Consider the following 24,513-nt stretch of genomic DNA (forward strand, 5'->3'; position numbering starts at 1 on the left):
GGAATCATAATGAAAGGATATCTGAGTGGAGTGGCTTTACTGCTCCTTTCCGGTTATGCCACAGCGACACAACTCGAAATAAAGAGTATTGAATATCGCTATCCCGGAAGCACTGAAATGCAGTATCGCGTGCCATGGTTTTCCTCGACGGATAACCCCAAAGTTGCAAAACGCATTAACGATTATATTTTCGCAAGCTTTATCAATCAGCTACCGGGCAATACTCCACAGGCCACAGTAAATAAGTTTGCGAAATCAGCCATGAATCCCACCGCAAACCTTGACTACACGGTTGAGTATCGCGACGCAAAAATCCTGACCATGAATATGTTTATCGAAGGTTGCGGGGCGTATTGCGAGTCGTACAATGTGCCGATCAGCTTCGATTTAGCCAGCGGTGCGGCAATTACCCTTAACGATCTCTTTTCCCGGGCTACAATCGCCGAATTAAACACCCGCACCAGAAAAGATATCCGCGGCCAAATCGATACCTTTGTTACGGCGCATAATTCGCAAACACCAGAACAAATAAAAGAAGAGAAAGGTGAAGATTTTAACTATGCCGAATTCTACGCATCGTGCGCAACCTACACCGACGGTTTGTACTACATCGACAAATTCTCCCTGCAAAAAGACCATCTGGCTTTCCTGAACGGACGCTGTAGCAACCACGCCAGCCGTGCGCTCGACGAGTTGGGTGATTTCACAACGAAAATCCCAACCGCGGAACTGCAAAATCGACTCACACCGTACGGCCAATATCTGACTACCGCAAAGAGTACAACACCAGTTTCGCCAGCGCCCGGCATTGACGGCAAAGTCATGTACGGCACGCTGGGAAAAAGCATGCGTATTGTGTTGAAGGTGGACTGCAAATACGGTGATTTTTTTGAAGGGGCTTACTTTTACCAAAAATTTGGCGCACCGATTGAATTGACCGGCAAATGCGACACAGCCGACAATCAACATTATGAACTGAAGACATCTGCGGCTGAAAAAACGCAAGAGAAGATAACGCTGGAATTAAAAGACGGTGTCTATCAGGGGGTCTGGGAGTCGAACGGGAAGACGCTTCCCGTTCGTTTTGAATAATATCGTTATATTGCCGGATGGAGGCGTAACCGCCTTATCCGGCCTACAACACGGTGTTTACTCAATTACGGGCGATACACCTTCACATTTTCAAAGCCCTGCTCGCGCAGATAAAGCGCCTGCAGACGGCTCATCACCCCGCGTTCACACCACAGCAGCCAGGTTTTACTCTGGTCCAGATCGCCGAATTTAGTGCTCAGCTTGTAGAATGGCAGAGAAACGACGTCCACACCTTCAACCTTCAGCGGTTTATCATCCTGTTCATCCACAGAACGGATATCAAGGATTACGTCATTCGGACCGAAACCGCTCACGGTTTCCACTTCTACCACGGTCTGCTGCGTCTGCTGGGCGATATCGCGAATATCGATATTGTTCGCTTCTTCAACCACTTTATCGAGGATAGAGAAATCGAAGTTTTCTTCTTCGGCCTCAATCTTCGCTTTGATCGCTTTCACCGTCGGGCTTTTTGAAATTACACCGCAGTATTCCGGCATGGTACGGGCAAAGTCTTCGGTGCCAATTTCACGCGCCAGATTGATGATGTGCTCTTTATCATGGGAGATAAGCGGGCGCAGGATCAGGGTGTCAGAAACGTTATCGATCAGACGCAGGTTGGTCAGCGTCTGGCTGGACACCTGGCCCAGTGCTTCACCGGTTACCAGCGCCTGTACGCCGTAGCGCTCAGCGACTTTCGACGCCGCGCGAACCATCATACGTTTGAGAACCACGCCCATCTGGCCGTCATCAACTTTCTCCAGGATCTCACCGACCACCGGTTCAAAGTTGATAGCAACAAAACGCACGCGATGCGAACTACCGAAGCGATTCCACAGGTAATGCGCCACCTGGCGAACGCCGATTTCATGCGCTGCGCCGCCAAGGTTAAAGAAGCAATAGTGTACACGGCAGCCGCGACGCATCAGCATGTAGCTGGATACACCAGAGTCGAAACCGCCGGAAATCAGCGACAGTACGTCTTCCTGCGTCCCAATCGGGAAACCACCAATACCTTCATAGCGGCCTTTAACCAGCAGCAGACGGTCGTTTTCGATTTCAAGATTAACGGTCACATCCGGCTTCGTCAGCTTCACGCGTGCAGATTCAATATGTTGGTTCAGTCCACCGCCAACATAACGTTCCACCTCAATGGAGCTAAACTCATGCTTCCCGCGACGCTTAACGCGTACACAGAAGGTTTTACCTTCCAGTTGATCGCGATACTGCACCAGTGCCTTCTCGAAAATATCGTGCATATCGGTAAACGGCACGTCTTCTACTTCGAGAATGTGGTGGATACCCGGAATACGGGTCAGCGCGTCGCGAATATCCAGGCGCTGGCTTTCATCTTTAGCGCGAACCTCAACGTGATCCCAGTGACGGACAACGGCAAGGTCTTCATCATAGTGCTTTAAAACGTTACGAATGTTCCCTGTCAGAATTTTTATAAAGCGCAAACGCACAGATTGGCTTTTGATGGTGATTTCTGGGAACAATTTAATGATAAACTTCATGGCGGCAATGGTTCTTAGGCAAGTCTGAATGACTTGTAATGGAAAAAATACAGCAGCCCATACCCGCGACTGCATCCAGGCGCGCAAGTATATCACCATCACGCGGCTACTGTGCACATTGCGCGTTATTTGCTTATCAGTGCGAGTCCGTTACCATAGTCTTGTGCTGCCAATACAGAGAGTCAGACATTCATTATGCCGAAGAAAAATGAAGCGCCCGCCAGTTTTGAAACCGCGCTGAGCGAGCTGGAACAAATTGTTACCCGTCTGGAAGGCGGCGACCTGCCGTTAGAAGAAGCGTTGAACGAATTCGAACGTGGCGTACAGTTGGCGCGTCAGGGACAGGTCAAATTGCAACAGGCTGAACAGCGCGTACAAATCCTGCTGTCAGATACTGAAGACGCCGCCCTTACGCCTTTTACACCGGATAATGAGTAAATGGATTTTACGCAGCAGCTACAGGCTTGCGTTGAGCAGGCCAACCAGGCACTGAGCCGTTTTATCGCGCCACTGCCCTTTCAGAACACTCCCGTGGTCGAAACCATGCAATATGGCGCATTATTAGGCGGTAAACGCCTGCGCCCGTTCCTGGTGTATGCGACCGGTCAGATGTTTGGTGTCAGCCTGAGTACGCTTGATGCTCCCGCTGCCGCCGTCGAATGCATTCATGCCTATTCGCTGATGCACGATGATTTGCCCGCGATGGATGACGATGACCTGCGACGCGGTCTGCCGACTTGCCACGTAAAATTTGGCGAGGCAAATGCGATCCTGGCCGGAGATGCGCTACAAACGCTGGCATTCTCCATTATCAGCGACGCCCCAATGCCGGAAGTCACTGACCGTGACCGCATCGCGATGATCTCTGAACTGGCTCAGGCCAGCGGCATCGCCGGTATGTGCGGCGGTCAGGCGCTGGATCTGGAAGCTGAAGGTCATCAGGTTGAGCTGGATGCACTGGAGCGGATTCATCGCCATAAAACCGGAGCATTGATTCGCGCCGCCGTGCGTTTGGGGGCGTTAAGTGCTGGCGATAAAGGGCGAGAATGCCTGCCAATACTCGACAAATACGCAGAAAGCATCGGTCTGGCTTTCCAGGTTCAGGATGACATCCTGGATGTGGTAGGCGATACTGCAACATTGGGTAAACGTCAGGGTGCTGACCAGCAGCTTGGCAAAAGTACCTATCCTGCACTTCTGGGTCTTGAGCAAGCCCAGAATAAAGCCCGGGATTTAATCGAGGACGCCCGCCAGTCGCTAAGTCTGCTGGCCGCACAGTCACTCGATACCTCGGCACTGGAAGCGCTAGCGGACTACATAATCCAGCGTGATAAATAAACCAACATATCCCATGAGCTTGCGATGAGTTTTGATATAGCCAAATACCCGACCCTGGCGCTGGTCGACTCCACCCAGGAGTTACGTCTGCTGCCAAAAGAGAGCCTGCCAAAGCTTTGCGACGAACTGCGCCGCTATTTGCTCGACAGCGTAAGCCGTTCCAGCGGGCACTTCGCCTCTGGTCTGGGCACGGTGGAACTCACCGTCGCGCTGCACTATGTCTACAACACCCCGTTTGACCAGTTAATCTGGGATGTGGGACATCAGGCTTATCCGCACAAAATTCTGACCGGTCGCCGCGATAAAATCGGCACCATTCGTCAGAAAGGCGGCCTGCATCCGTTCCCATGGCGCGGTGAAAGCGAGTATGACGTACTGAGCGTTGGGCACTCTTCAACCTCCATCAGCGCAGGTATCGGTATTGCCGTTGCCGCCGAGAAAGAAGGTAAAGAGCGCCGTACCGTGTGTGTGATTGGTGATGGTGCAATCACCGCAGGGATGGCGTTTGAAGCGATGAACCACGCGGGCGATATTAGGCCCGACATGCTGGTTATCCTCAACGACAACGAAATGTCGATTTCAGAGAACGTTGGCGCGCTGAACAATCATCTGGCACAGCTGCTCTCTGGCAAACTCTACTCCTCGCTGCGCGAAGGCGGGAAGAAAGTCTTCTCCGGCGTGCCGCCGATTAAAGAACTGCTTAAACGTACCGAAGAACACATTAAAGGTATGGTTGTGCCGGGGACTCTGTTTGAAGAACTGGGCTTTAACTATATCGGTCCGGTGGACGGTCACGACGTGCTGGGGCTTATTACTACGCTCAAAAACATGCGCGATCTGAAAGGCCCGCAGTTCCTGCACATCATGACCAAAAAGGGTCGTGGCTATGAGCCTGCGGAAAAAGATCCGATTACGTTCCACGCGGTTCCCAAATTCGATCCGTCCAGCGGATGCCTGCCGAAAAGCAGTGGCGGCCTGCCGAGCTATTCAAAAATTTTCGGTGACTGGCTGTGCGAGACCGCAGCGAAAGACAATAAGCTGATGGCAATCACCCCGGCAATGCGCGAAGGTTCCGGAATGGTGGAGTTTTCACGTAAGTTCCCGGACCGCTATTTCGATGTGGCGATTGCCGAGCAGCACGCTGTGACGTTTGCTGCCGGTCTGGCGATTGGCGGCTACAAGCCGGTGGTAGCCATTTACTCGACCTTCCTGCAACGCGCCTACGATCAGGTGCTGCACGATGTAGCCATCCAGAAACTGCCGGTCCTGTTTGCCGTTGACCGGGCAGGGATTGTTGGCGCAGATGGACAAACCCACCAGGGGGCGTTCGATCTCTCCTTCCTGCGCTGCATCCCGGAAATGGTCATCATGACCCCGAGTGATGAAAACGAATGCCGCCAGATGCTGTTCACCGGCTATCACTACAACGATGGTCCAACGGTCGTGCGCTACCCACGCGGTAACGCGGTAGGCGTTGAGCTGACCCCGCTGGAACAACTGCCAATTGGTAAAGGCATCGTGAAACGTCACGGGGAAAAAGTGGCGATTCTCAACTTCGGCACCCTGATGCCGGAAGCCGCTCAGGTCGCAGAGTCGCTGAACGCCACGCTGGTCGATATGCGCTTTGTAAAACCACTGGATGAAACGTTGATCCTTGAAATGGCTGCCCAACACGAGGTGCTGGTTACCATTGAAGAGAACGCCATTATGGGTGGTGCTGGCAGCGGCGTAAACGAAGTGCTGATGGCCCATCGTAAGCCCGTCCCGGTGCTGAACATTGGCCTACCAGACTTCTTCATCCCGCAGGGAACTCAGGATGAAGCTCGTGCCGATCTGGGTCTGAATGCCGCCGGAATTGAGACCAAAATCAAGGCCTGGCTGGCATAATCCCCTCCCCGCTCCTGCTATGCTTAATTCATCACGAGCTAAGCAGGAGTGGATTGATGAAATACAACATCTTAGGAAAAACCGACCTACGGGTCTCCCGCCTTTGCCTGGGTTGCATGACATTTGGCGAACCCAATCGCGGCAATCACGCCTGGACGCTACCTGAAGAAAGCAGCCGCCCGATAATCAAACACGCCCTTGAGGGCGGCATTAACTTTTTCGATACCGCCAACAGCTACTCCGCTGGCAGCAGCGAAGAGATTGTTGGCCGCGCGCTGCGTGATTTCGCCCGCCGCGAAGATGTCGTGGTCGCTACCAAGGTTTTTCACCAGGTTGATGATTTAGCAGAAGGATTATCCCGCGCACAAATTCTGCGCTCGATTGATGACAGCCTCAGACGCCTGGGTATGGACTATGTGGACATCCTGCAAATTCACCGCTGGGATTACAACACGCCAATCGAAGAAACTCTGGAGGCTCTAAACGACGTCGTGAAAGCCGGTAAAGCTCGCTATATTGGCGCCTCATCCATGCACGCTTCGCAGTTTGCCCAGGCTCTGGCCTTACAGAAGCAACACGGCTGGGCGCAGTTCGTCAGCATGCAGGATCACTACAACCTAATCTACCGCGAAGAAGAACGCGAAATGCTGCCGCTTTGCTATCAGGAAGGCGTGGCCGTTATCCCATGGAGCCCGCTAGCGCGCGGTCGCCTGACGCGTCCCTGGGGAGAAACAACCGCACGTCTGGTTTCCGATGAAGTCGGTAAAAATTTGTACAACGAGAGCGATGAAAACGACGCGCAAATCGCCGCACGACTGACCGGTGTCAGTGAGGAGTTGGGTGTAACGCGGGCACAGGTTGCGCTGGCCTGGCTGCTGAGCAAACCCGGCGTGGCAGCGCCAATTATTGGTTCTTCACGTGAGGAACAGCTGGATGAGTTGCTCAACGCGGTAGATTTAACGTTGAAGCCGGAGCAGATTGCCGAGCTGGAAACGCCGTACAAACAGCATCCGGTGGTGGGATTTAAATAAGCGAGGTTGTAGATTGTAGGCCGGATAAGCATAGCGCATCCGGCACTGATCGCCCGATGTCGCGGCGCTTATCGGGCCTACAATAGTCCCTGAAAAGGGTTAAATGATACCTACTGGCCAGTGATGACCGATAAAATACAAAATTCCGGCAGAGAGTATCCCGGCCACAATATCGTCGATCATGATCCCCGTCCCGCCATGCACGTTGCGATCAAACCAACGAATCGGCCACGGCTTCCACATATCCAGAATACGGAAAATCACAAATCCGGCGGCAACCCACTGCCAGTCGTTGGTCGGCAGCGCCATCAGGGTAATCCACATCCCGACAAACTCGTCCCAGACAATACTACCGTGATCGTGCACGCCCATATCTTTCGCCGTTTGATGGCACAGATAAACGCCGATACAGATAGATAACATCACCACCAGCGAATACAGCTGCCACGGCAGAAAAGTCATTAAATACCAAAAAGGGAGCGCCGCCAGCGATCCCATCGTGCCTGGAACAATTGGGCTCAGCCCGCTGCCAAAACCGGTGGCTAACAGGTGCCACGGATTGCGCATACTCAGGCGGCTTTTGGCGACATCTTTTTTAAGGCGCGGCAAAATGGTCATATCCTTTCCAGTCAAACGTGACGGGTTTTCCATCGCGCGTAAAGTGAATGCCTTCCACGTCCGCGCTCATCTGCCCAATGCAGGTAAACGCTGCGCCGAGATTTCCCAGCGCCACGTCCAGCGCACCACGATTAATTTCCGGTACGGTAAAGCATAACTCATAATCTTCACCTCCCGAGAGCGCCCAACGCAGGGCCTGTTCCGGCTCAACGTGCTGTGACAATGCCGTGGAGTATGGCAGCACATCAATGTTAACCCGTGCGCCACAGCCGCTAGCATTAACGATGTGTCCCAAATCGGAAATCAGGCCATCGGAGAGATCGATAGCCGCACTGGCCAGATCGCGCAGGGCTTGTCCCTGCAAAATACGCGGCGTGGGACGCAGATGGCGTTGCAGCAGATAGTCCGCGTCTGTTGCATCTGCAACCTGCAATCGGTTCTGCAAAATCGCCAGCCCGGCCGCACTGTCGCCCGGCGTGCCGGTAACATAAATCCAGTCACCCGGTTTCGCGCCGGAACGTTTTAAGGCCCGCCCAACGGGGACGTAGCCATGGATACCCAGCGTCATCGACAGCGGCCCACGCGTGGTGTCACCACCAATCAGCTGCATATCATAGTAATTGAGGAGTTCAAACAGGCCATCGCTGAAGGCTTCCAGCCAAGCTTCATCGACGTCAGGTAACGTGAGCGCCAGCGTCAGCCACGCAGGATCCGCCCCCATCGCCGCCAGATCGCTCAAATTCACCGCCAGCGCTTTCCAGGCGAGATCGGTCGGATCAATGTCGGGGAGGAAGTGGTTGCCTGCCACCAGCGTATCGGTACTGATCGCCAGCGTTTGTTTTTCAGGGATGTTCAGAAGTGCACAGTCGTCACCAATACCGGTTTCGACATCAAGACGAGAAGTTCTTACGCGGTCAAAATAACGGGCAATCAGGGAAAACTCGCCACATGCCATACGTTATGCCTCAGCAGAAAAAAAAGAAAAAGCCGGGGACAGCGGAAACAGGTTCCACCATCCAGCCGGCCTCGGGATTACTTTTTGTTGGGGCGAATCACAGGTGCTGCTTTATCCAGTACGCCGTTCACGAATTTGTGGCTATCTTCAGCGCCGAAGGTTTTTGCCAGTTCAATCGCTTCGTTGATGGCCACTTTGTACGGCACATCACTACGTTTAGACAATTCAAACAGCGCAATACGCAGTACGGCTTTTTCTACCTGACCCAGCTCTTCCAACAGACGAGACAGGTAAGGCTTCATTAATCCATCCAGGTACGCGCTGTTAGTCGCCACCCCGGACAGCAGTTCACGGAAATACAGAACGTCGACATCTTTAACGTCCTGTTCCGCCAGGAACTGGTATTCAACATCAGCGATGTCGTTCTGGGACAACTGCCAGGAGTAGAGCGCCTGGACGGCACACTCACGGGCGCGGCGACGAGCAGCAGGTTTCACGGATTTCCCCTTACAAAAATCAGGCCTTGATGGCTTTCAATACATTAATCATTTCAAGCGCAGTCAGTGCAGCTTCTGCGCCTTTGTTACCGGCTTTAGTGCCAGCACGTTCGATGGCTTGTTCAATACTTTCGGTGGTCAGAACACCGAAGGCTACCGGAATGCCACTGTCCTGAGCGACATGCGCCAGGCCATTGCTTGCACCGCCAGCCACATATTCGAAGTGCGCGGTACCGCCACGGATCACCGTACCGAGCGCAATCACCGCGTCGTATTTACCGGTTTTTGCCAGTGCGTCAGCGGCCAGTGGCAGCTCATATGCACCTGGAACCCAAACAACGGTAATGTTTTCATCTTTAACCTGGCCAATACGTTTCAGGGCGTCGATAGCACCTTCCAGCAGGCTGTCATTGATAAAGTTGTTGAAACGCGCAATGGTGATGGCGACGCGAGCGTCCGGGGTAGCAACGTTAGCTTCAATAATGTTCATATTCTTCCTTCGGGTTCGATTTATGGCCCCGTAAGGGGGGCGGATTTTATCATAATATTCTGTGCGCTGCTTCCTCTAAATCAGAAAGCCTCACGCAGTCGTTAAATGCAGGCAAACGTCCGGGCCCACCTGGCGTATCTCATTGAATTTGAAATGGGGTGCGTCAGCCAGTTTCTCAAGGCCTGGAAGCACACATAATCCTCTCGCATCGCTGCCTAACAGTTTAGGCGCAACATACACGATTAGCTCATCGACCAAACCGGCCTGTAATAATGCCCCGGCGAGCGTTGGGCCTGCTTCAACCCAAATGCTGTTAATTTGCTGTTTGCCCAGTTGCATCATTAGCACCACCAGATCCAGATGCCCGTTATGTTCCGGCACCTTCAGGCTGCGCACCGTCTCCGGCCAGCTACGAGGGTCGTCTTCAGTCCGGACAATCCAGGTTTCTCCAGGCTGTTGCACAATTCGGTGCGCCGGTGTGACCTGATTCTGGCTATCAAGAACAATGCGGATTGGCTGACGCAGCTCTTCCTGCGGGTAACTCGCCTGAGTTGACTCCCCAAGCTCCGACCAACGCACGGTAAGCTGAGGGTCGTCTGCCAGCACCGTAGCACTGCTGGTTAAAATGGCATGGCTTTGCGCGCGCAAGCGTTGCACATCGCGGCGCGCCTGTGGCGAGGTGATCCACTGGCTTTCACCGCTGGCCATCGCTGTACGGCCATCAAGCGACGCGCCAAGCTTAAGCTGAAGATACGGGAATCCCGTACGCATGCGCTTGAGGAAGCCTTTATTCAGTTGCTCAACTTCGCTCATCATCAGCCCGTGGCTGACGTCGATACCCGCCTGCTGCAAACGGTAGAGCCCACGTCCTGCGACCTGCGGATTGGGATCCTGCATCGCCGCAACCACACGCGACACCCCCGCCGCAATCAGCGCATCGCAACACGGCGGCGTGCGACCATGATGACTACAGGGTTCAAGCGTCACGTAGGCAGTTGCCCCCTGCGCTTTTTCTCCGGCCATCCGCAGAGCATGAACTTCGGCATGCGGTTCGCCCGCTCGGTGATGATATCCTTCACCGACGATCTCCCCATCTTTCACAATCACGCAGCCCACGTTGGGGTTGGGGTGAGTGGTAAAACGTCCGCGCGCAGCAAGCTTTAGCGCGCGCGCCATGTACAATTCATCCTGCATGGCTTAGTCCTGTAGGCGAGCAATCTCTTCGCCAAATTCTTTGATGTCTTCGAAACTCCGGTAGACAGAGGCAAAGCGGATGTAGGCGACTTTATCGAGCTTTTTCAACTGCTCCATCACCAGGTTGCCAATCATCTTGCTCGGCACCTCACGCTCACCCGTCGCACGCAGCTGTGATTTGATATGGTTTAACGCCATTTCGACGTCATCTGCGCTGACAGGCCGTTTCTCAAGCGCTCTGAGCATGCCGCTGCGCAGCTTTTCTTCATTAAAGGGTTCACGCACATCGTTGCTTTTCACAACGCGCGGCATGACAAGTTCAGCCACTTCAAAAGTGGTGAAACGTTCGTTACAAACCAGACACTGCCGACGGCGGCGTACCGAGGAGCCCTCGCCTACAAGACGAGAGTCAATTACCTTAGTGTCTACGGCGAAACAGAATGGGCAATGCATACGGCGTCCTGTACCTCAGTGGTTAACAGAATCTATTTTACCCTGAACTGCCGTGACAACAAAGGCGCTGCGCTTTTGAGACAAAGGATCGATGCCTTCGTGCTCAGTGCACACTACCATTATGCTATCGCGACAATGAAGGAAGTAATCACAATGACAAGACGTTACCTAAGAATTCTCCTGGTGGGAAGTCTCTTTAGTCTTAGTGCCTGCGCACAGCAAAGCGAAGTACGCCAGATGCATCAAAGCGTTAGCACGTTGAATAAAGAGATGACGCAGCTTAATCAGGAAACGGTAAAAATTACGCAACAAAATATGTTGAATGCAAAATCAACCAGCGGCGCCTATCTGCTGCCCGGCTCCAAAACCCCGGCACGACTGGACAGCCAGATTGGCACCTTACGCATGTCGCTGGTGAACATTGCGCCGAACGCTGATGGTACGCGCCTGACGCTACGAATTCAGGGTGAATCCAACACGCCTTTACCCGCCTTTAGCGCCACCGTCGAGTACGGGCAAATTCAGGGCACCACGGACAACTATCAGGAAGTGAACGTTCAAAACCAATTGGTCAACGCTCCGGCGAGTATTCTAGCTCCCAGCGACGTAGACATTCCGTTACAGATAAATGGCCTCACTCCAGATCAGTTAGGATTTGTGCGCATCCACGACGTCCAGCCTGTTAGCCAATAAACTTTTTTGCGGAACGTTTTGTGCGTTCCGCAACATCACTTCGCTTCTTTTTGTTACTCCCCTGACATAACCGATATTTCTGGTAAAACTTGGCAACATTCATGGGAGCCAGTACAATTCGCCGCCTAAAGTACGCAAACGTGAACGCAATCGATTACGTAAATGATAGAACTGTGAAACAAGACATATTTTTGTGAACAATGATTTTTATAATAGGCTCCGAAGAATTACGAAATATTTAGAAACGCAAATTGCGCATTTTTCACTCCCGAAAGGGATTTCAAACAGTGGCATACATATGAAAAAAACATTACTTGCAGCCGGTGCAGTGCTGGCGCTCTCCTCGTCTTTTACTGCCAACGCAGCAGAAAATGACAAACCGCAATATCTGTCCGACTGGTGGCACCAGAGCGTTAACGTGGTGGGTAGCTATCACACCCGTTTCTCCCCGAAACTGAACAACGACGTGTATCTTGAATACGAAGCGTTTGCCAAAAAAGACTGGTTTGACTTCTATGGCTACATCGATATTCCGAAAACCTTCGACTGGGGTAACGGCAACGATAAAGGTATCTGGTCTGACGGTTCCCCGCTGTTTATGGAAATCGAACCGCGTTTCTCCATCGACAAACTGACCGGTGCTGACCTGAGCTTTGGTCCGTTCAAAGAATGGTATTTCGCCAACAACTACATCTACGATATGGGTGATAACAAAGCCAGCCGCCAGAGCACCTGGTACATGGGTCTGGGTACCGATATCGATACCGGTCTGCCGATGGGTCTGTCCCTGAACGTGTATGCTAAATACCAGTGGCAGAACTATGGCGCATCCAACGAAAACGAGTGGGATGGCTACCGTTTCAAAGTTAAATACTTTGTGCCGATCACCCAGGTTTGGGGCGGCCAGTTGACCTACATCGGCTTCACCAACTTCGACTGGGGCTCAGATTTGGGTGATGATCCGAACCGCACCAGCAACTCTATCGCGTCCAGCCACGTCCTGGCGCTGAACTACGATCACTGGCACTACTCCGTCGTAGCGCGTTACTTCCATAACGGCGGTCAGTGGAAAGGTGGAGATACCCTGAACTGGGGCGAAGGCGACTTCAGCGCGAAATCTACCGGTTGGGGTGGTTACCTGGTCGTAGGTTACAACTTCTAATCCAGACAATGTCTCGCAGATAAGCCAGCTTAACCGCTGGCTTTTTTATGGCTGGTCTTCACAGCGTACTTTACGCAAAAAGTCACTTAGCGAGCGATCTGCTGATTCGCGAAAATGCCTTTCGAGTGGCGTAATCTTCAGACATCGATCAACGCGAAAGCAACGATAATCGTCACGCTTCTCGCACCAGCCAACCAGCAGCCAGTGCTCGCCCCAGAAAAATAATCCCAGCGGCTGAACGTCGCGCCAGGAGAGGTTCCCGGACTCATCGCGATAATGCAGCGCCAGCACCTGCTGGGCTGAAACCGCGCGATGTATGAGATCGAAGGCACTACGTGAATGCGGCTGATTACCAAAATCTGGCGCGAAAATCCGCGTTTGCTCGGCTCTGCGCCGACTCTCTGGCGGCAATATCGCCAACACTTTTTCCTGCGCGGATTCCAACGCCTGTGAGAGTGAATCCCCCCCCCATGTTTTCAGCAATCGAATCGCTACCATCAATGCTTCTGATTCGTGATGCGTTAACATCAACGGCGGTAGATCAAACCCGGCCATTAAGCGGTATCCGCTGCCCACTTCGCCTTCAATAGGCACACCGGATAAAGAGAGATCGCGGATATCGCGATAAATCGTCCGTTCAGAAACCTCAAGACGCTCTGCCAGCAGCGCCGCCGTTGTCACTCGCCTGCCACGCAGGATTTGCACAATCTGAAACAAGCGGTCGGCGCGTCTGCTCATTTTAATCCTCAGTGCTGAAAATATTACGCGGGTTGATGTAAACCAACACGATTGCCTTCGCTGTCAGTAAATAGCGCAATCGTACCAATGTCCTGCCCCAGTTCTAGTGGGCCAAACACACACTGACCGCCAGCAGTGGCGACGCGTTCAAGCGTTGCAGCCAAATCGTCCGTATGCAGATAAATAATAGCGCCCTGCGCTGAAGGCGTAATACCGTCAAATTTAGCCAGCGCCCCGCCGGGAGCGGGATCCTGATGCGGAAATACGGCGAGCTCAGCGCAGTCCATGTTCTCCCGGCGCAAAGAAACCTGCATTACTGGCTCATAAAAAGCGATGGCGCGGTCCATTTGTGCCACGGGGATTTCAAACCAATTAATTACATTGCTCATACTTCCTCCTGCCTGTGTGGGTAATCTCAGGAGGACTATATGACAGGGCTACTGACAGCATACTGTCAGTAGTGTGGCGACAGGAAAAGATAATTACCTGTCGCTAATTCACAGGCAAAAAAAATCCCGACCTTGCGATCGGGATTCCAGTATCTTCACTCCAGGATGGGTTAAGGCAGAATCGACGGTTGATCCGCCCCTTCTTTCTCGACCTTCTGCTGCAGCATGTGCTCACGCTTCATACCCAGCTTCAGCGCCAGCGCCGATGCCACGTAGATAGAAGACGCAGTACCGATGGAAACACCGATCAGCATCGTCAGCGAGAAGCCTTCCAGTACCGGACCACCGAACAGGAACAGCATCAGAATAACCATCAACGTTGTACCGGACGTAATCAACGTACGGTGCAGCGTTTGAGTCAGTGACACGTTAAAGATTTCGTAAGGCGTACCGCGACGAATTTTGCGGAAGTTTTCACGAATACGGTCAGATACAACGATACTGTCGTTCAGCGAGTAACCGATTACCGACATCAGTGATGCGACGATAGTCAGGTCAATCTCGATATGGAACAACGACAGGATCCCAAGTGTGATAATCACGTCGTGCGCCAGCGCGATAACTACCCCTGCCGCCAGTCGCCACTCAAAGCGGAAACCGACGTACACCAGGATGGAGATCAACGCCGCCATCAGCGCCATCGCACCGGTTTGCGCCAGGTCTGCACCCACGCTCGGACCCACGAATTCAATTCGCTTCACCGCGGCGTTTTGGTTGGTGGATTCGTTAATCACACTCAACACTTTGCTACCCAGCACCTGACCGCCGTCTGCACCTTCAGTTGGCGGCATACGTACCATAATGTCGTGGCTGCTGCCGAAGTTCTGCAGAAGCGGATCAACGAAGCCCGCTTTCTCCAGCGCATCGCGCATCACGTCCATATCGGCCGGTTTTTCCAGCGTGATTTCAATAACCGTACCACCGGTGAAATCGAGACCCCAGTTAAACCCGCGTACGCCCATCACCACGATGGCCGCAATCAGCAGGAAACCTGAAATGCCGAAAGCCCAGTAGTCCCAGCGCATAAAGTCCCAGACTTTACGGCCGTGGTTCAATTGTTCAACAGTATATTCCTGTGCCACTTCGCACTCCTCAGATTGACAGCTTTTTGACGCGCTTGCCGCCATACAACAGGTTTACGATGGCACGTGTACCGACAATCGCGGTAAACATCGACGTCGCCACACCAATACCGGTAGTAATCGCGAACCCTTTAATTGCCCCGGTGCCAACTGCGTACAGGATGATGACCTTGATCAGCGTCGTAATGTTCGCATCAAAGATGGAGCTAAATGCGCCCGCATAACCTTCATTGATGGCCTGCTGCACCGAACGCCCGTTACTCAACTCTTCTTTGATACGTTCGTTGATCAGTACGTTCGCATCGACCGCGACGGCAAGGGTTAAGACGATCCCCGCAATCCCCGGCATACTCAGCGTAGCACCCGGCAGCAACGACATAATACCGACAATCAGCACCAGGTTAGCAATCAGCGCACTGGTCGCAATCAGACCGAACTTCTTATAGAAGAAGATCATGAACAGGATAGACACCACCAGACCGGCCAGACATGCTTCCAGACCCTGTTTAATGTTCTGCATACCCAAGGTTGGGCCGATGGTACGTTCTTCAACAATCTGAATCGGCGCAATCAACGCACCGGCACGTAACAGCAGGGAAAGCTGGCGTGCTTCGTTCGGGTTGTTGATACCGGTGATACGGAAGCTGTTACCCAGGCGAGACTGGATATTGGCGATGTTAATCACCTCTTCCTGCTTCACCAGTACTGCGCGACCGTTGGCATCTTTCTTACCGCTGTCTTTGTACTCCACGAACAGGGTCGCCATCGGCTTACCGATGTTGTCCTTGGTGAAGTTGGACATGATGTTACCACCTGCGCTATCCAGCGAGATGTTAACCTGCGGCTGATTGTATTCGTCCTGGCTGGAAGTGGAGTCGGTGATATGGTCACCGGTCAGGATCACGCGCTTGTACAGCACAACCGGCTGACCTTCACGAGATTGTTTCACTTCCGAGTCACCCGGTACACGCCCGGATGCCGCAGCAGACTGGTCAACGTTGGTATTTACCAGACGGAATTCCAGCGTCGCGGTTGCGCCCAGAATTTCTTTCGCACGCGCGGTATCCTGAATACCCGGCAGTTCGACCACAATGCGGTCAGCACCCTGACGTTGTACCACCGGCTCAGCAACACCCAGTTGGTTAACACGATTACGCAGAATGTTGATGTTCTGCTGTACCGCGTATTCACGGGCTTCGCTCAGGCGCGCATCGGTCATTACCGCACGCAGAGCATTGCTGCCCTGGCTGGAAATAACCAGATCCTGGTGACGTTTGCTCAGGTAAGAGATAGCTTCATCACGGGCGCTGCTATCACGGAAAGTGATGCTCAGACCGTAGTTATCTTCTTTGCGAACGGTAGTATAAGGAATGCCTTTTTCACGCAGATCGCTGCGCAGGCTATCGATATTTTGTTCCTGCAACTTACTCAGCGCGGTGTCCATATCCACTTCCATCAGGAAGTGAACGCCGCCACGCAGGTCAAGACCGAGTTTCATCGGTTCTGCGTGAATGGCAGCCAGCCAGCGCGGGGTTGCCGGAGCAAGGTTAAGCGCCACGACGTACTGATCGCCCAGTACGCCCATTAATACTTCACGTGCGCGCAGTTGGGTATCAGTGGAGTCGAAGCGCGCGAGAATAGCACCCTCTTCCAGAGCCACAGACTTAGGTGTGATTTTATCTTCTTGTAACGTTTTCTGGACCTGGATCAGCGTTTGCTCACTGGCGGCGGCACCGCGCACGCCAGTGATTTGAACAGCCGGATCCTCACCATACAGGTTGGGAAGCGCATAGAGCAGACCGACGACAATAACGACGATCAGCATGACATACTTCCACAAAGGATAACGGTTTAACACGGCAGTTCCCTTTGGGAAAACAATAAATTACAGCGCCTTCATGGTGCCTTTCGGCAGAACGGCAGCTACGAAATCACGTTTGATAACCACTTCAGTGGTGTCGTTCAGCGCGATAGCGATGTAGCCAGATTCTGCTACTTTAGTCACGCGACCCACCAGACCACCGTTAGTCAGTACTTCATCGCCTTTCGCAATGGAGTTCATCAGGTTCTTGTGTTCTTTGGTACGCTTTTGCTGTGGGCGCAGGATCATGAAATAGAAAATCAGACCAAACACCACCAGCATCAGAATCAGAGACATCGGGCTGCCCTGCGCCGGAGCACCTGTTGCCGCTACCGCATCAGAAATAAAAAAGCTCATTCAAATTCCCTCATTATTAAAATTAATCAACGTTCACAGGTGGAACTGGTCTACCCTGACGTTGGTAAAAATCGGTCACGAAGCTCTCTAATTTACCCTCTTCAATAGCCTTGCGTAAACCCGCCATCAAACGCTGGTAGTAGCGAAGGTTATGAATCGTGTTGAGTCGCGCGCCCAATATTTCGTTGCAACGGTCGAGATGATGCAAGTAAGCGCGCGAATAATTGCGACAGGTGTAACAATCACACTCAGCATCGAGCGGACTGGTGTCGCTTTTATGTTTCGCGTTACGAATTTTTACCACGCCGTCAGTCACAAACAAATGACCATTACGGGCATTTCGCGTTGGCATCACGCAGTCAAACATATCGATACCGCGACGCACGCCTTCAACCAGATCTTCTGGTTTGCCGACGCCCATCAGGTAACGCGGTTTATCTGCCGGAATCTGCGGGCAAACATGTTCCAGAATGCGGTGCATATCTTCCTTCGGCTCACCGACAGCCAAACCGCCGACAGCGTAGCCATCAAAGCCGATATCTACCAGACCTTTGACGGAGATATCACGTAAATCTTCGTAAACACTGCCCTGAATGATGCCAAAAAGCGCATTTTTGTTGCCGAGACTATCAAAACGGTCACGGCTGCGCTTCGCCCAACGCAAAGACATCTCCATTGAGCGTTTAGCATAGTCCCAGTCGGCCGGATACGGTGTACATTCATCGAAGATCATCACGATATCGGAACCGAGATCGTATTGAATCTCCATCGACTTCTCTGGATCGAGGAAAATCGGATCGCCGTTGATCGGGTTGCGGAAATGCACACCCTGCTCGGTAATCTTGCGGATATCGCCCAGGCTGAAAACCTGGAAGCCGCCGGAATCGGTAAGGATTGGCCCTTTCCACTGCATGAAATCGTGCAGATCGCCGTGCAGTTTCATGATTTCCTGACCCGGGCGCAGCCACAGGTGGAAAGTGTTGCCGAGGATGATCTGCGCGCCGGTCGCTTCAACTTCTTCCGGCGTCATGCCTTTTACTGTGCCGTAAGTACCGACCGGCATAAAAGCAGGCGTTTCTACTACGCCACGATCAAAAACCAGGCGGCCGCGGCGAGCGCGACCGTCTGTGGTATCCAGTTCAAATTTCATCTTCACTCCTGCGTCAGAAAAACAGTCCGACGTTTTAAACACTCATGCCGGAGACTTACTCCCCGACACGCTCAGAAATAGCCTGCGGATTGTACGTGATAAACATGGCATCCCCGTAACTAAAAAAGCGATATTCCGCTTTTACCGCTTCATGATAGGCGTGCATGGTGTTTTTATAACCAGCAAATGCGGAAACCAGCATAATCAGCGTTGATTCCGGCAGGTGGAAGTTGGTGACCAGAGCATCAATCACCTGATATTTATAGCCTGGATAAATAAAGATTTGTGTATCGCCGAAGAACGGCTCGATGAGATCGTTTTTGGCCGCCTGCGCCGCACTTTCCAGCGAACGCACGGAGGTGGTACCTACCGCAATCACGCGATTACCGCGCGCTTTCGCCGCCAGCACCGCGTCCACTACATCCTGCGGCACTTCCGCATATTCGGAATGCATAATGTGGTCTTCGATGGTGTCTACGCGTACCGGCTGGAAAGTACCCGCGCCAACGTGCAGGGTGACGAACGCCATTTCAATGCCTTTATCGCGCAGTTTAGCCAGCAGCGGATCGTCAAAATGCAGACCCGCGGTCGGCGCAGCGACGGCACCCGGTTTTTCGCTGTACACGGTCTGGTACAGCTCGCGGTCGGCGTCTTCATCCGGACGGTCGATATACGGCGGCAACGGCATATGGCCGATGGCGTTGAGGATATCCAGCACGCTGCGTTCGTCGTTAAACTCAACTTCAAACAGCGCGTCATGGCGGGCGACCATCGTCGCTTTAATACTTTCGTCGTCGCCCAGCAGCAGCTCGGCACCCGGTTTCGGCGCTTTCGAGGCACGAATATGCGCCAGAATACGTTTGTCATCCAGCATACGCTCGACCAGCACTTCAATCTTGCCGCCGCTGGCTTTACGACCAAACAGACGCGCAGGAATGACGCGGGTGTTGTTAAAGACCAGCAAGTCTCCAGGGTTGAGCTTATCGAGCAAATCGGTGAAAGTACCGTGCGTCAGCGCGCCCGTCGGCCCGTCCAAAGACAGCAAGCGGCAGCTACTGCGCTCAGCTTGCGGATAGTGGGCAATCAGGGATTCGGGTAGTTCAAAGGTGAAATCGGTAACGCGCATGACACTGACTCAGACTAAAATAAGAGGCGGGTAGTCTAGTGCCGGGGCGTTCTCCCTGCAACCTTTACCCCTCTGGATAAACGTTTAACTATGAATTTTCTTGCACATTTGCATCTCGCTCACCTTGCCGATAGCTCGCTTTCCGGCAATCTGCTGGCCGATTTTGTCCGGGGTAATCCGGAAACACACTACTCGCCTGATGTGGTAGCAGGCATCTTCATGCATCGTCGTATCGACGTGATGACCGATAACTTACCGCAGGTGCGTGAAGCCAAAGAGTGGTTTCGTAGCGAAACGCGCCGCGTCGCGCCGATTACGCTGGACGTTATGTGGGATCATTTCCTGTCGCGCCATTGGTCGGAAATCTCCCCTGACTTCCCGCTGACAGACTTTGTGCGCTATGCCCGTACCCAGGTAACCACTATTTTGCCGGAATCGCCGCCGCGCTTTATCAATCTGAACAACTATATATGGTCAGAGAAATGGCTTGAGCGCTACCGGGACATGGATTTTATCCAGAACGTCCTGAACGGCATGGCCAGCCGCCGTCCACGGCTCGATGCCCTACGCGACTCATGGTATGACCTCGATACGCATTACGATGCGTTAGAAGAACGATTCTGGCAGTTTTATCCGCAAATGATGGAACAGGCGCGGTGTAAAACCCTTTGATCGCAGCCCGCATTCCCCGCCGGATAAGCAGTAGCCGCCGTCCGGCAAAAGATTGATAGACAAAACCTGTCTCATTGATTGCCAGCGCCTCTTTGTCTTATTCCCGAACACTCTCTATACTGGCCCGCGTTGCGTTCCAAAAACCCCTTAACTTTGCAGGAGAATTATATGGTACTGGTAACTCGTCAGGCTCCGGATTTCACAGCAGCTGCGGTACTGGGTAGCGGTGAGATCGTTGAAAACTTCAACTTCAAACAGCATACCAACGGTAAAACCACCGTTCTGTTCTTCTGGCCGATGGACTTCACCTTCGTTTGCCCGTCTGAACTGATCGCATTCGACAAACGTTACGAAGAATTCCAGAAGCGCGGCGTTGAAGTTGTTGGCGTTTCCTTCGACTCTGAATTTGTCCACAACGCATGGCGTAACACCCCTGTCGACAAAGGCGGCATCGGTGCAGTGAAATACGCAATGGTTGCTGACATCAAACGCGAAATCCAGAAAGCCTACGGCATCGAGCACCCGGAAGCGGGCGTTGCGCTGCGCGGTTCTTTCCTGATCGACGCTAACGGCGTTGTTCGCCACCAGGTGGTTAACGATCTGCCGCTGGGTCGTAACATCGACGAAATGCTGCGCATGGTTGACGCGCTGCAGTTCCACGAAGAGCACGGCGACGTTTGCCCGGCACAGTGGGAAAAAGGTAAAGAAGGTATGAACGCGTCTCCGGACGGCGTGGCAAAATACCTGACCGAGAACGTTTCCAGCCTGTAATTGGCATGAATCGACAAAAGGCCCGCAAATGCGGGCCTTTTTTATTGTTAGCAGATCCGATAAGCGATTAAAACGCGAAGCAGGAGCAGCCAAGCGCGCCCCAGAAAGCCCGGTCATCTGACACCGGAATCCCCGATTTCCGCGCAATATCATGCTGGTGGCCGTGTACGCCGCAGCTGCCGCAGCACTGGTGCATCTGCACCATTGCGCCAATTTTCGCCGCAGCAGGTGGTGCTGAGCGATAATGCCCTGGCACCTTCACCACTGGCGACCAGTCCGGCACAATCGGAATAGCAGGTGGTGCCAGCGGGGTGAAATACCCTGCGGCGTAAACCACTTTGCCATCAACAACGGTCATCACCGACTCAATACCTTTGATCTCTTCTTCCGGCACGCTGAAGTAATCTTTAGACAGCACCACCAGGTCGGCCAGTTGATCTTTCTCGATGCGCCCTTTCTTACCCTGCTCACTGGAAAACCAGGCGCTACCGGCCGTCCACAGTTCCAGGGCAACATCACGCGGCAGACGGTTGTTATCATCGTACATCGCCATCCCGCCAACGGTACGGCCCGAAACCAGCCAGTAGAGCGCGGTCCACGGGTTGTAGCTGGCCACGCGGGTGGCGTCAGTCCCCAGCCCGACCGGAACGTCAGCCGCCAGCATTTTCGCCACCGGCGGCGTATGTTTAACCGCGTCTTTGCCGTAGCGATCGACAAAATACTCTCCCTGGAACGCCATACGGTGCTGGACCGCAATCCCGCCGCCCAGTGCTTTTACACGCTCAATGTTCCGTTCAGTAATTGTTTCGGCGTGATCGAAGAACCAGTGCAGGCCATTGAACGGGATATCACGATTAACTTTCTCAAATACGTCCAACATTCGGCTGATAGATTCATCGTAGGTGGCGTGCAGGCGGAACGGCCAGCGATGCTCCACCAGGTGACGAACCACGCGCTCCAGCTCATCTTCCATCCCCTCCGGCAGATCCGGACGTGGCTGAAGGAAGTCTTCAAAATCCGCTGCAGAAAAGACCAGCATTTCCCCCGCCCCGTTGGCACGATAGAAGTCAGTTCCCTGCCCTGGCTTGAGCATATCGGTCCAGCGTTCAAAGTCTTCCAGTTCCTGCTTCGGACGCTGGGTAAACAGATTGTAGGCAATACGTACCGTCATCTGTTTGTTAGCGTGTAACTGCTCAATGATCTCGTAATCTTCCGGGTAGTTCTGGAAGCCGCCGCCCGCATCGATGGCGCTGGTCAGTCCCAGACGGTTCAGTTCACGCATAAACTGACGGGTCGAGTTAACCTGCATTTCCAGCGGCAGTTTTGGTCCCTTTGCCAGCGTCGAGTAAAGGATCATCGCGTTCGGTTTAGCGATCAGCATTCCGGTCGGGTTGCCGTTGCTATCACGCACAATCTCACCGCCCGCCGGATCCGGCGTCGCTTTGGTATAGCCAACCGCTTTCAGCGCGGCGCGGTTGAGCAAAGCCCGGTCGTAGAGATGCAGAACAAAAACCGGAGTATCAGGAGCGGCTTCATTCAGTTCTTCGAGGGTTGGCATGCGACGTTCGGCAAACTGGAATTCACTCCAGCCGCCCACTACGCGTACCCATTGTGGCGACGGCGTTCTGTCAGCCTGGTCTTTGAGCATGCGTAGCGCGTCCGCCAGTGACGGCACGCCCTCCCAACGCAATTCCAGGTTGTAATTCAGTCCACCACGAATAAGGTGCAGGTGCGAATCGTTCAGGCCCGGAATCACCGTATGTCCTTGCAGATCGACAACCTGCGTCCCTTCGGCGGCAAAGCTCATTACCCGTTCGTGGCTACCGGTCGCCAGGATCTTTCCGTTGGCGATCGCCACCGCCTCGACCTGCGGACTTTGCCTGTCGAGAGTATGAATTTTTCCGTGAGTCAGAATCAGTGTGGCAGTTTGAGACATAACAATCTCCTGAGATACCGGTCAGGCTTTTTTCAGCCATCCGGCAAACAGACGGGTTACGATGGGCATCCAGAACCAGACCACTAGCGCAACCACAAAGGCATCATTGATGAGATGCAGGAGTAACGAGCCCTTCATTGCAGGCAACACAATGCCGGTCAACCACGGCACCAGATTGGTACTGGGAAATATCACCAGCAGGGTTATCAGAAACTGTTTCCAGCGTTTGGGCTGGCGTACATGGGGCGCGGGCGGCGTAAACCAGAATGCTGCTTCGGTGCGAATTTCAGTTTTGTCACCTTCAGCCAGCAGTGGAGCAATCTCTTCGACCAACACGCGGCGCGTATCGGACTGGGTCCAGCTATACAGATGCTCAAGCGTGTCGAAGCGGATAATGATGTTCCACAGGTTGTTGCCATCTGCCGGGCGAATCACGTTCGCCCCGAGATGACCGGGAAATTCAGCCGCTACAGGCATGATTTTCCCCAGCCACTGCTCATACCGCTGCGCCTGCTCAGGTAGCAGAGTGTGAGTAATTACCAACGTCACATGTTTGTTCTGCGCCATGAAGGGTTCCTTGTTGACAGGAAACAGGCCGCTTAGGCCAGGAAAGCAATACACAAAATCATTCATGGTGCATCGAGGCGGCAAGGCTGTGGATCCACGGTCACTTACATAAGTAAGTGACCGGGGTACGCAAGCGAAGCCAACAAAGATGCAACATGAAGGATGACATGTATTTAAGCTTTACGTTCCGGCGCGCCATGCACCATGGTATAGGCATAATCCACGCCCATACCGTAGGCGCCGCTGTGCTCGCGTACCAGATCCATTACGGCGTCGTAGGTTTCTTTGCGGGACCAGTCGCGCTGGTACTCGAGAAGAACCTGTTGCCAGGTTACGGGTACGGCACCTGCCTGTACCATGCGGTCGATAGAACGCTCATGAGCATCTACGGACGTGCCGCCGGAGGTATCCGTTACCACATAAACTTCATAGCCTGCCTCCAGTGCCATCAGCGCCGGAAAAGTCAGGCATACTTCGGTCCACAGCGCGGAGATAATCAGTTTTTTACGCCCGGTCGCTTCCACCGCTTTCACAAACGCCGCATCTTCCCAGGAGTTCATTGAGGTGCGTTCAATGGGTTTGACATCAGGATGAACCGCTAACAATTCCGGCCAGATATATCCGCTAAAACTTTTAGTTTCTACAGAAGTATAAATCACCGGAACATTGAATATTTTCCCGGCTTTCGCTAATGCAACGGTATTATTTTTTAAAGTCTGGCGATCAATATTCGCCACACCGAATGACATTTGCGGCTGATGATCAATAAAAATAAGCGTAGAATTTTGAGGGTCAATCAGTTCCCGAATAGACATAGCACACCTTCTTAATCAATAAGTTAAAAGGCAACGGTCTGTATCTGCCGTCAGCAGCAGGATCC

General features: G+C 53.1%; 26 protein-coding genes. 9 read left to right on the forward strand and 17 right to left on the reverse strand.

The window, feature by feature from the left end:
• The first annotated feature begins 9 nt into the window (after positions 1-9).
• Positions 10-1,092, forward strand: a complete 1,083-nt coding sequence (locus OGX96_RS13825; protein ID WP_198801657.1) for a hypothetical protein — start codon at positions 10-12, stop codon at positions 1,090-1,092.
• 65 nt (positions 1,093-1,157) lie between these two features.
• Here OGX96_RS13825 and thiI read toward each other — a convergent pair whose 3' ends face one another.
• Entirely contained in the window at positions 1,158-2,606 is a 1,449-nt protein-coding gene (thiI, locus tag OGX96_RS13830) for a tRNA uracil 4-sulfurtransferase ThiI (protein WP_008783933.1), read from the reverse strand.
• 195 nt (positions 2,607-2,801) lie between these two features.
• Here thiI and xseB point away from each other — a divergent pair, with 195 nt between their 5' ends.
• Genes xseB through yajO form a run of 4 tightly spaced genes read left to right on the forward strand, consistent with a single transcriptional unit; the run spans position 2,802 to position 6,862 of the window.
• On the forward strand, positions 2,802-3,044 hold the full coding sequence (gene xseB, locus OGX96_RS13835) for an exodeoxyribonuclease VII small subunit (RefSeq protein ID WP_003021586.1): 243 nt from the start codon (positions 2,802-2,804) through the stop codon (positions 3,042-3,044).
• The gene (ispA, locus tag OGX96_RS13840; RefSeq protein WP_008783932.1) at positions 3,045-3,944 is read left to right on the forward strand and encodes a (2E,6E)-farnesyl diphosphate synthase; all 900 of its coding nucleotides are present in this window, start codon (positions 3,045-3,047) and stop codon (positions 3,942-3,944) included. It abuts the gene before it with no gap.
• 24 nt (positions 3,945-3,968) lie between these two features.
• Positions 3,969-5,831 (forward strand): 1-deoxy-D-xylulose-5-phosphate synthase, encoded by a 1,863-nt coding sequence (gene dxs, locus OGX96_RS13845; RefSeq protein ID WP_003830996.1) that lies wholly within the window; start codon positions 3,969-3,971, stop codon positions 5,829-5,831.
• Positions 5,832-5,887: 56 nt separating this feature from the next.
• Entirely contained in the window at positions 5,888-6,862 is a 975-nt protein-coding gene (gene yajO / locus OGX96_RS13850) for a 1-deoxyxylulose-5-phosphate synthase YajO (RefSeq protein WP_008783931.1), read from the forward strand.
• Between the two features lie 99 nt (positions 6,863-6,961).
• Here yajO and pgpA read toward each other — a convergent pair whose 3' ends face one another.
• The 6 genes from pgpA to nrdR form a co-directional block, all read right to left on the reverse strand.
• Positions 6,962-7,480 carry a phosphatidylglycerophosphatase A gene (gene pgpA / locus OGX96_RS13855; RefSeq protein ID WP_286583331.1) on the reverse strand — a complete coding sequence of 173 codons (519 nt, stop codon included), beginning with the start codon at positions 7,478-7,480 and terminating at the stop codon, positions 6,962-6,964.
• Positions 7,458-8,435, reverse strand: coding sequence for a thiamine-phosphate kinase (gene thiL / locus OGX96_RS13860; RefSeq protein WP_286583334.1), 978 nt, complete (start codon positions 8,433-8,435; stop codon positions 7,458-7,460). Before thiL ends, pgpA begins: the two co-directional genes overlap by 23 nt.
• A 77-nt stretch (positions 8,436-8,512) precedes the next feature.
• Complete coding sequence (gene nusB / locus OGX96_RS13865; RefSeq protein ID WP_000801129.1) at positions 8,513-8,932, reverse strand: transcription antitermination factor NusB; 420 nt, start codon at positions 8,930-8,932, stop codon at positions 8,513-8,515.
• A gap of 19 nt (positions 8,933-8,951) precedes the next feature.
• A complete protein-coding gene (gene ribH, locus OGX96_RS13870) occupies positions 8,952-9,422 on the reverse strand; it encodes a 6,7-dimethyl-8-ribityllumazine synthase (RefSeq protein WP_003021575.1) in 471 nt (156 codons plus the stop codon).
• Positions 9,423-9,512: 90 nt separating this feature from the next.
• Positions 9,513-10,616, reverse strand: coding sequence for a bifunctional diaminohydroxyphosphoribosylaminopyrimidine deaminase/5-amino-6-(5-phosphoribosylamino)uracil reductase RibD (gene ribD, locus OGX96_RS13875; protein ID WP_008783929.1), 1,104 nt, complete (start codon positions 10,614-10,616; stop codon positions 9,513-9,515).
• A 3-nt stretch (positions 10,617-10,619) separates the two neighbouring features.
• Entirely contained in the window at positions 10,620-11,069 is a 450-nt protein-coding gene (nrdR, locus tag OGX96_RS13880; protein ID WP_003021571.1) for a transcriptional regulator NrdR, read from the reverse strand.
• Between the two features lie 153 nt (positions 11,070-11,222).
• Between nrdR and OGX96_RS13885 the strand changes: the two genes are divergently transcribed.
• Positions 11,223-11,762 carry a SadB/YajI family lipoprotein gene (locus tag OGX96_RS13885; RefSeq protein ID WP_057067589.1) on the forward strand — a complete coding sequence of 180 codons (540 nt, stop codon included), beginning with the start codon at positions 11,223-11,225 and terminating at the stop codon, positions 11,760-11,762.
• Between the two features lie 298 nt (positions 11,763-12,060).
• Complete coding sequence (locus OGX96_RS13890; protein WP_003021561.1) at positions 12,061-12,924, forward strand: nucleoside-specific channel-forming protein Tsx; 864 nt, start codon at positions 12,061-12,063, stop codon at positions 12,922-12,924.
• A 45-nt stretch (positions 12,925-12,969) separates the two neighbouring features.
• On the opposite strand, the gene OGX96_RS13895 is transcribed toward OGX96_RS13890, so the two are convergent.
• The 7 genes from OGX96_RS13895 to queA form a co-directional block, all read right to left on the reverse strand.
• Complete coding sequence (locus OGX96_RS13895; protein WP_057067578.1) at positions 12,970-13,662, reverse strand: helix-turn-helix transcriptional regulator; 693 nt, start codon at positions 13,660-13,662, stop codon at positions 12,970-12,972.
• A 23-nt stretch (positions 13,663-13,685) separates the two neighbouring features.
• On the reverse strand, positions 13,686-14,051 hold the full coding sequence (locus tag OGX96_RS13900; protein ID WP_003021554.1) for a VOC family protein: 366 nt from the start codon (positions 14,049-14,051) through the stop codon (positions 13,686-13,688).
• A gap of 170 nt (positions 14,052-14,221) precedes the next feature.
• Positions 14,222-15,193: a protein translocase subunit SecF gene (gene secF / locus OGX96_RS13905; protein ID WP_003021550.1), complete on the reverse strand. Its 972-nt coding sequence runs from the start codon at positions 15,191-15,193 to the stop codon at positions 14,222-14,224.
• A gap of 10 nt (positions 15,194-15,203) precedes the next feature.
• Positions 15,204-17,051 (reverse strand): protein translocase subunit SecD, encoded by a 1,848-nt coding sequence (secD, locus tag OGX96_RS13910; protein ID WP_003021547.1) that lies wholly within the window; start codon positions 17,049-17,051, stop codon positions 15,204-15,206.
• A 27-nt stretch (positions 17,052-17,078) separates the two neighbouring features.
• Complete coding sequence (yajC, locus tag OGX96_RS13915; protein WP_003021544.1) at positions 17,079-17,411, reverse strand: preprotein translocase subunit YajC; 333 nt, start codon at positions 17,409-17,411, stop codon at positions 17,079-17,081.
• A 22-nt stretch (positions 17,412-17,433) separates the two neighbouring features.
• Positions 17,434-18,561 carry a tRNA guanosine(34) transglycosylase Tgt gene (tgt, locus tag OGX96_RS13920; protein WP_003021535.1) on the reverse strand — a complete coding sequence of 376 codons (1,128 nt, stop codon included), beginning with the start codon at positions 18,559-18,561 and terminating at the stop codon, positions 17,434-17,436.
• A gap of 55 nt (positions 18,562-18,616) precedes the next feature.
• Positions 18,617-19,687, reverse strand: a complete 1,071-nt coding sequence (gene queA, locus OGX96_RS13925) for a tRNA preQ1(34) S-adenosylmethionine ribosyltransferase-isomerase QueA (protein WP_003021529.1) — start codon at positions 19,685-19,687, stop codon at positions 18,617-18,619.
• A 90-nt stretch (positions 19,688-19,777) separates the two neighbouring features.
• Here queA and acpH point away from each other — a divergent pair, with 90 nt between their 5' ends.
• Both acpH and OGX96_RS13935 read left to right on the forward strand, forming a co-directional pair.
• Positions 19,778-20,359, forward strand: coding sequence for an ACP phosphodiesterase (gene acpH, locus OGX96_RS13930; protein ID WP_003830978.1), 582 nt, complete (start codon positions 19,778-19,780; stop codon positions 20,357-20,359).
• A 168-nt stretch (positions 20,360-20,527) separates the two neighbouring features.
• A complete protein-coding gene (locus OGX96_RS13935; protein ID WP_003021524.1) occupies positions 20,528-21,130 on the forward strand; it encodes a peroxiredoxin in 603 nt (200 codons plus the stop codon).
• Positions 21,131-21,197: 67 nt separating this feature from the next.
• On the opposite strand, the gene OGX96_RS13940 is transcribed toward OGX96_RS13935, so the two are convergent.
• From OGX96_RS13940 to OGX96_RS13950, 3 genes are all read right to left on the reverse strand, one after another.
• Entirely contained in the window at positions 21,198-23,066 is a 1,869-nt protein-coding gene (locus OGX96_RS13940; RefSeq protein ID WP_219988121.1) for an amidohydrolase, read from the reverse strand.
• Positions 23,067-23,087: 21 nt separating this feature from the next.
• Positions 23,088-23,633: an antibiotic biosynthesis monooxygenase gene (locus OGX96_RS13945; RefSeq protein ID WP_003830975.1), complete on the reverse strand. Its 546-nt coding sequence runs from the start codon at positions 23,631-23,633 to the stop codon at positions 23,088-23,090.
• 173 nt (positions 23,634-23,806) lie between these two features.
• Positions 23,807-24,448: a hydrolase gene (locus tag OGX96_RS13950; protein WP_003021513.1), complete on the reverse strand. Its 642-nt coding sequence runs from the start codon at positions 24,446-24,448 to the stop codon at positions 23,807-23,809.
• Positions 24,449-24,513: the final 65 nt, after the last annotated feature.

Origin of the sequence: Citrobacter sp. Cpo100, assembly GCF_030332595.1 — a bacterium.
Classification (GTDB): Bacteria; Pseudomonadota; Gammaproteobacteria; order Enterobacterales; family Enterobacteriaceae; genus Citrobacter; species Citrobacter portucalensis.

Coding starts and splice junctions, on each gene's coding strand:
- OGX96_RS13900 (WP_003021554.1), bottom strand. CDS start 14,051: ATGAGCAATGTAATTAATTGGTTTGAAATCCCCGTGGCACAAATGGAC.
- pgpA (WP_286583331.1), bottom strand. CDS start 7,480: ATGACCATTTTGCCGCGCCTTAAAAAAGATGTCGCCAAAAGCCGCCTG.
- nrdR (WP_003021571.1), bottom strand. CDS start 11,069: ATGCATTGCCCATTCTGTTTCGCCGTAGACACTAAGGTAATTGACTCT.
- yajC (WP_003021544.1), bottom strand. CDS start 17,411: ATGAGCTTTTTTATTTCTGATGCGGTAGCGGCAACAGGTGCTCCGGCG.
- ribH (WP_003021575.1), bottom strand. CDS start 9,422: ATGAACATTATTGAAGCTAACGTTGCTACCCCGGACGCTCGCGTCGCC.
- OGX96_RS13890 (WP_003021561.1), top strand. CDS start 12,061: ATGAAAAAAACATTACTTGCAGCCGGTGCAGTGCTGGCGCTCTCCTCG.
- acpH (WP_003830978.1), top strand. CDS start 19,778: ATGAATTTTCTTGCACATTTGCATCTCGCTCACCTTGCCGATAGCTCG.
- OGX96_RS13935 (WP_003021524.1), top strand. CDS start 20,528: ATGGTACTGGTAACTCGTCAGGCTCCGGATTTCACAGCAGCTGCGGTA.
- OGX96_RS13895 (WP_057067578.1), bottom strand. CDS start 13,662: ATGAGCAGACGCGCCGACCGCTTGTTTCAGATTGTGCAAATCCTGCGT.
- OGX96_RS13950 (WP_003021513.1), bottom strand. CDS start 24,448: ATGTCTATTCGGGAACTGATTGACCCTCAAAATTCTACGCTTATTTTT.
- xseB (WP_003021586.1), top strand. CDS start 2,802: ATGCCGAAGAAAAATGAAGCGCCCGCCAGTTTTGAAACCGCGCTGAGC.
- tgt (WP_003021535.1), bottom strand. CDS start 18,561: ATGAAATTTGAACTGGATACCACAGACGGTCGCGCTCGCCGCGGCCGC.
- OGX96_RS13945 (WP_003830975.1), bottom strand. CDS start 23,633: ATGGCGCAGAACAAACATGTGACGTTGGTAATTACTCACACTCTGCTA.
- queA (WP_003021529.1), bottom strand. CDS start 19,687: ATGCGCGTTACCGATTTCACCTTTGAACTACCCGAATCCCTGATTGCC.
- thiI (WP_008783933.1), bottom strand. CDS start 2,606: ATGAAGTTTATCATTAAATTGTTCCCAGAAATCACCATCAAAAGCCAA.
- dxs (WP_003830996.1), top strand. CDS start 3,969: ATGAGTTTTGATATAGCCAAATACCCGACCCTGGCGCTGGTCGACTCC.
- ribD (WP_008783929.1), bottom strand. CDS start 10,616: ATGCAGGATGAATTGTACATGGCGCGCGCGCTAAAGCTTGCTGCGCGC.
- OGX96_RS13940 (WP_219988121.1), bottom strand. CDS start 23,066: ATGTCTCAAACTGCCACACTGATTCTGACTCACGGAAAAATTCATACT.
- OGX96_RS13825 (WP_198801657.1), top strand. CDS start 10: ATGAAAGGATATCTGAGTGGAGTGGCTTTACTGCTCCTTTCCGGTTAT.
- ispA (WP_008783932.1), top strand. CDS start 3,045: ATGGATTTTACGCAGCAGCTACAGGCTTGCGTTGAGCAGGCCAACCAG.
- OGX96_RS13885 (WP_057067589.1), top strand. CDS start 11,223: ATGACAAGACGTTACCTAAGAATTCTCCTGGTGGGAAGTCTCTTTAGT.
- thiL (WP_286583334.1), bottom strand. CDS start 8,435: ATGGCATGTGGCGAGTTTTCCCTGATTGCCCGTTATTTTGACCGCGTA.
- yajO (WP_008783931.1), top strand. CDS start 5,888: ATGAAATACAACATCTTAGGAAAAACCGACCTACGGGTCTCCCGCCTT.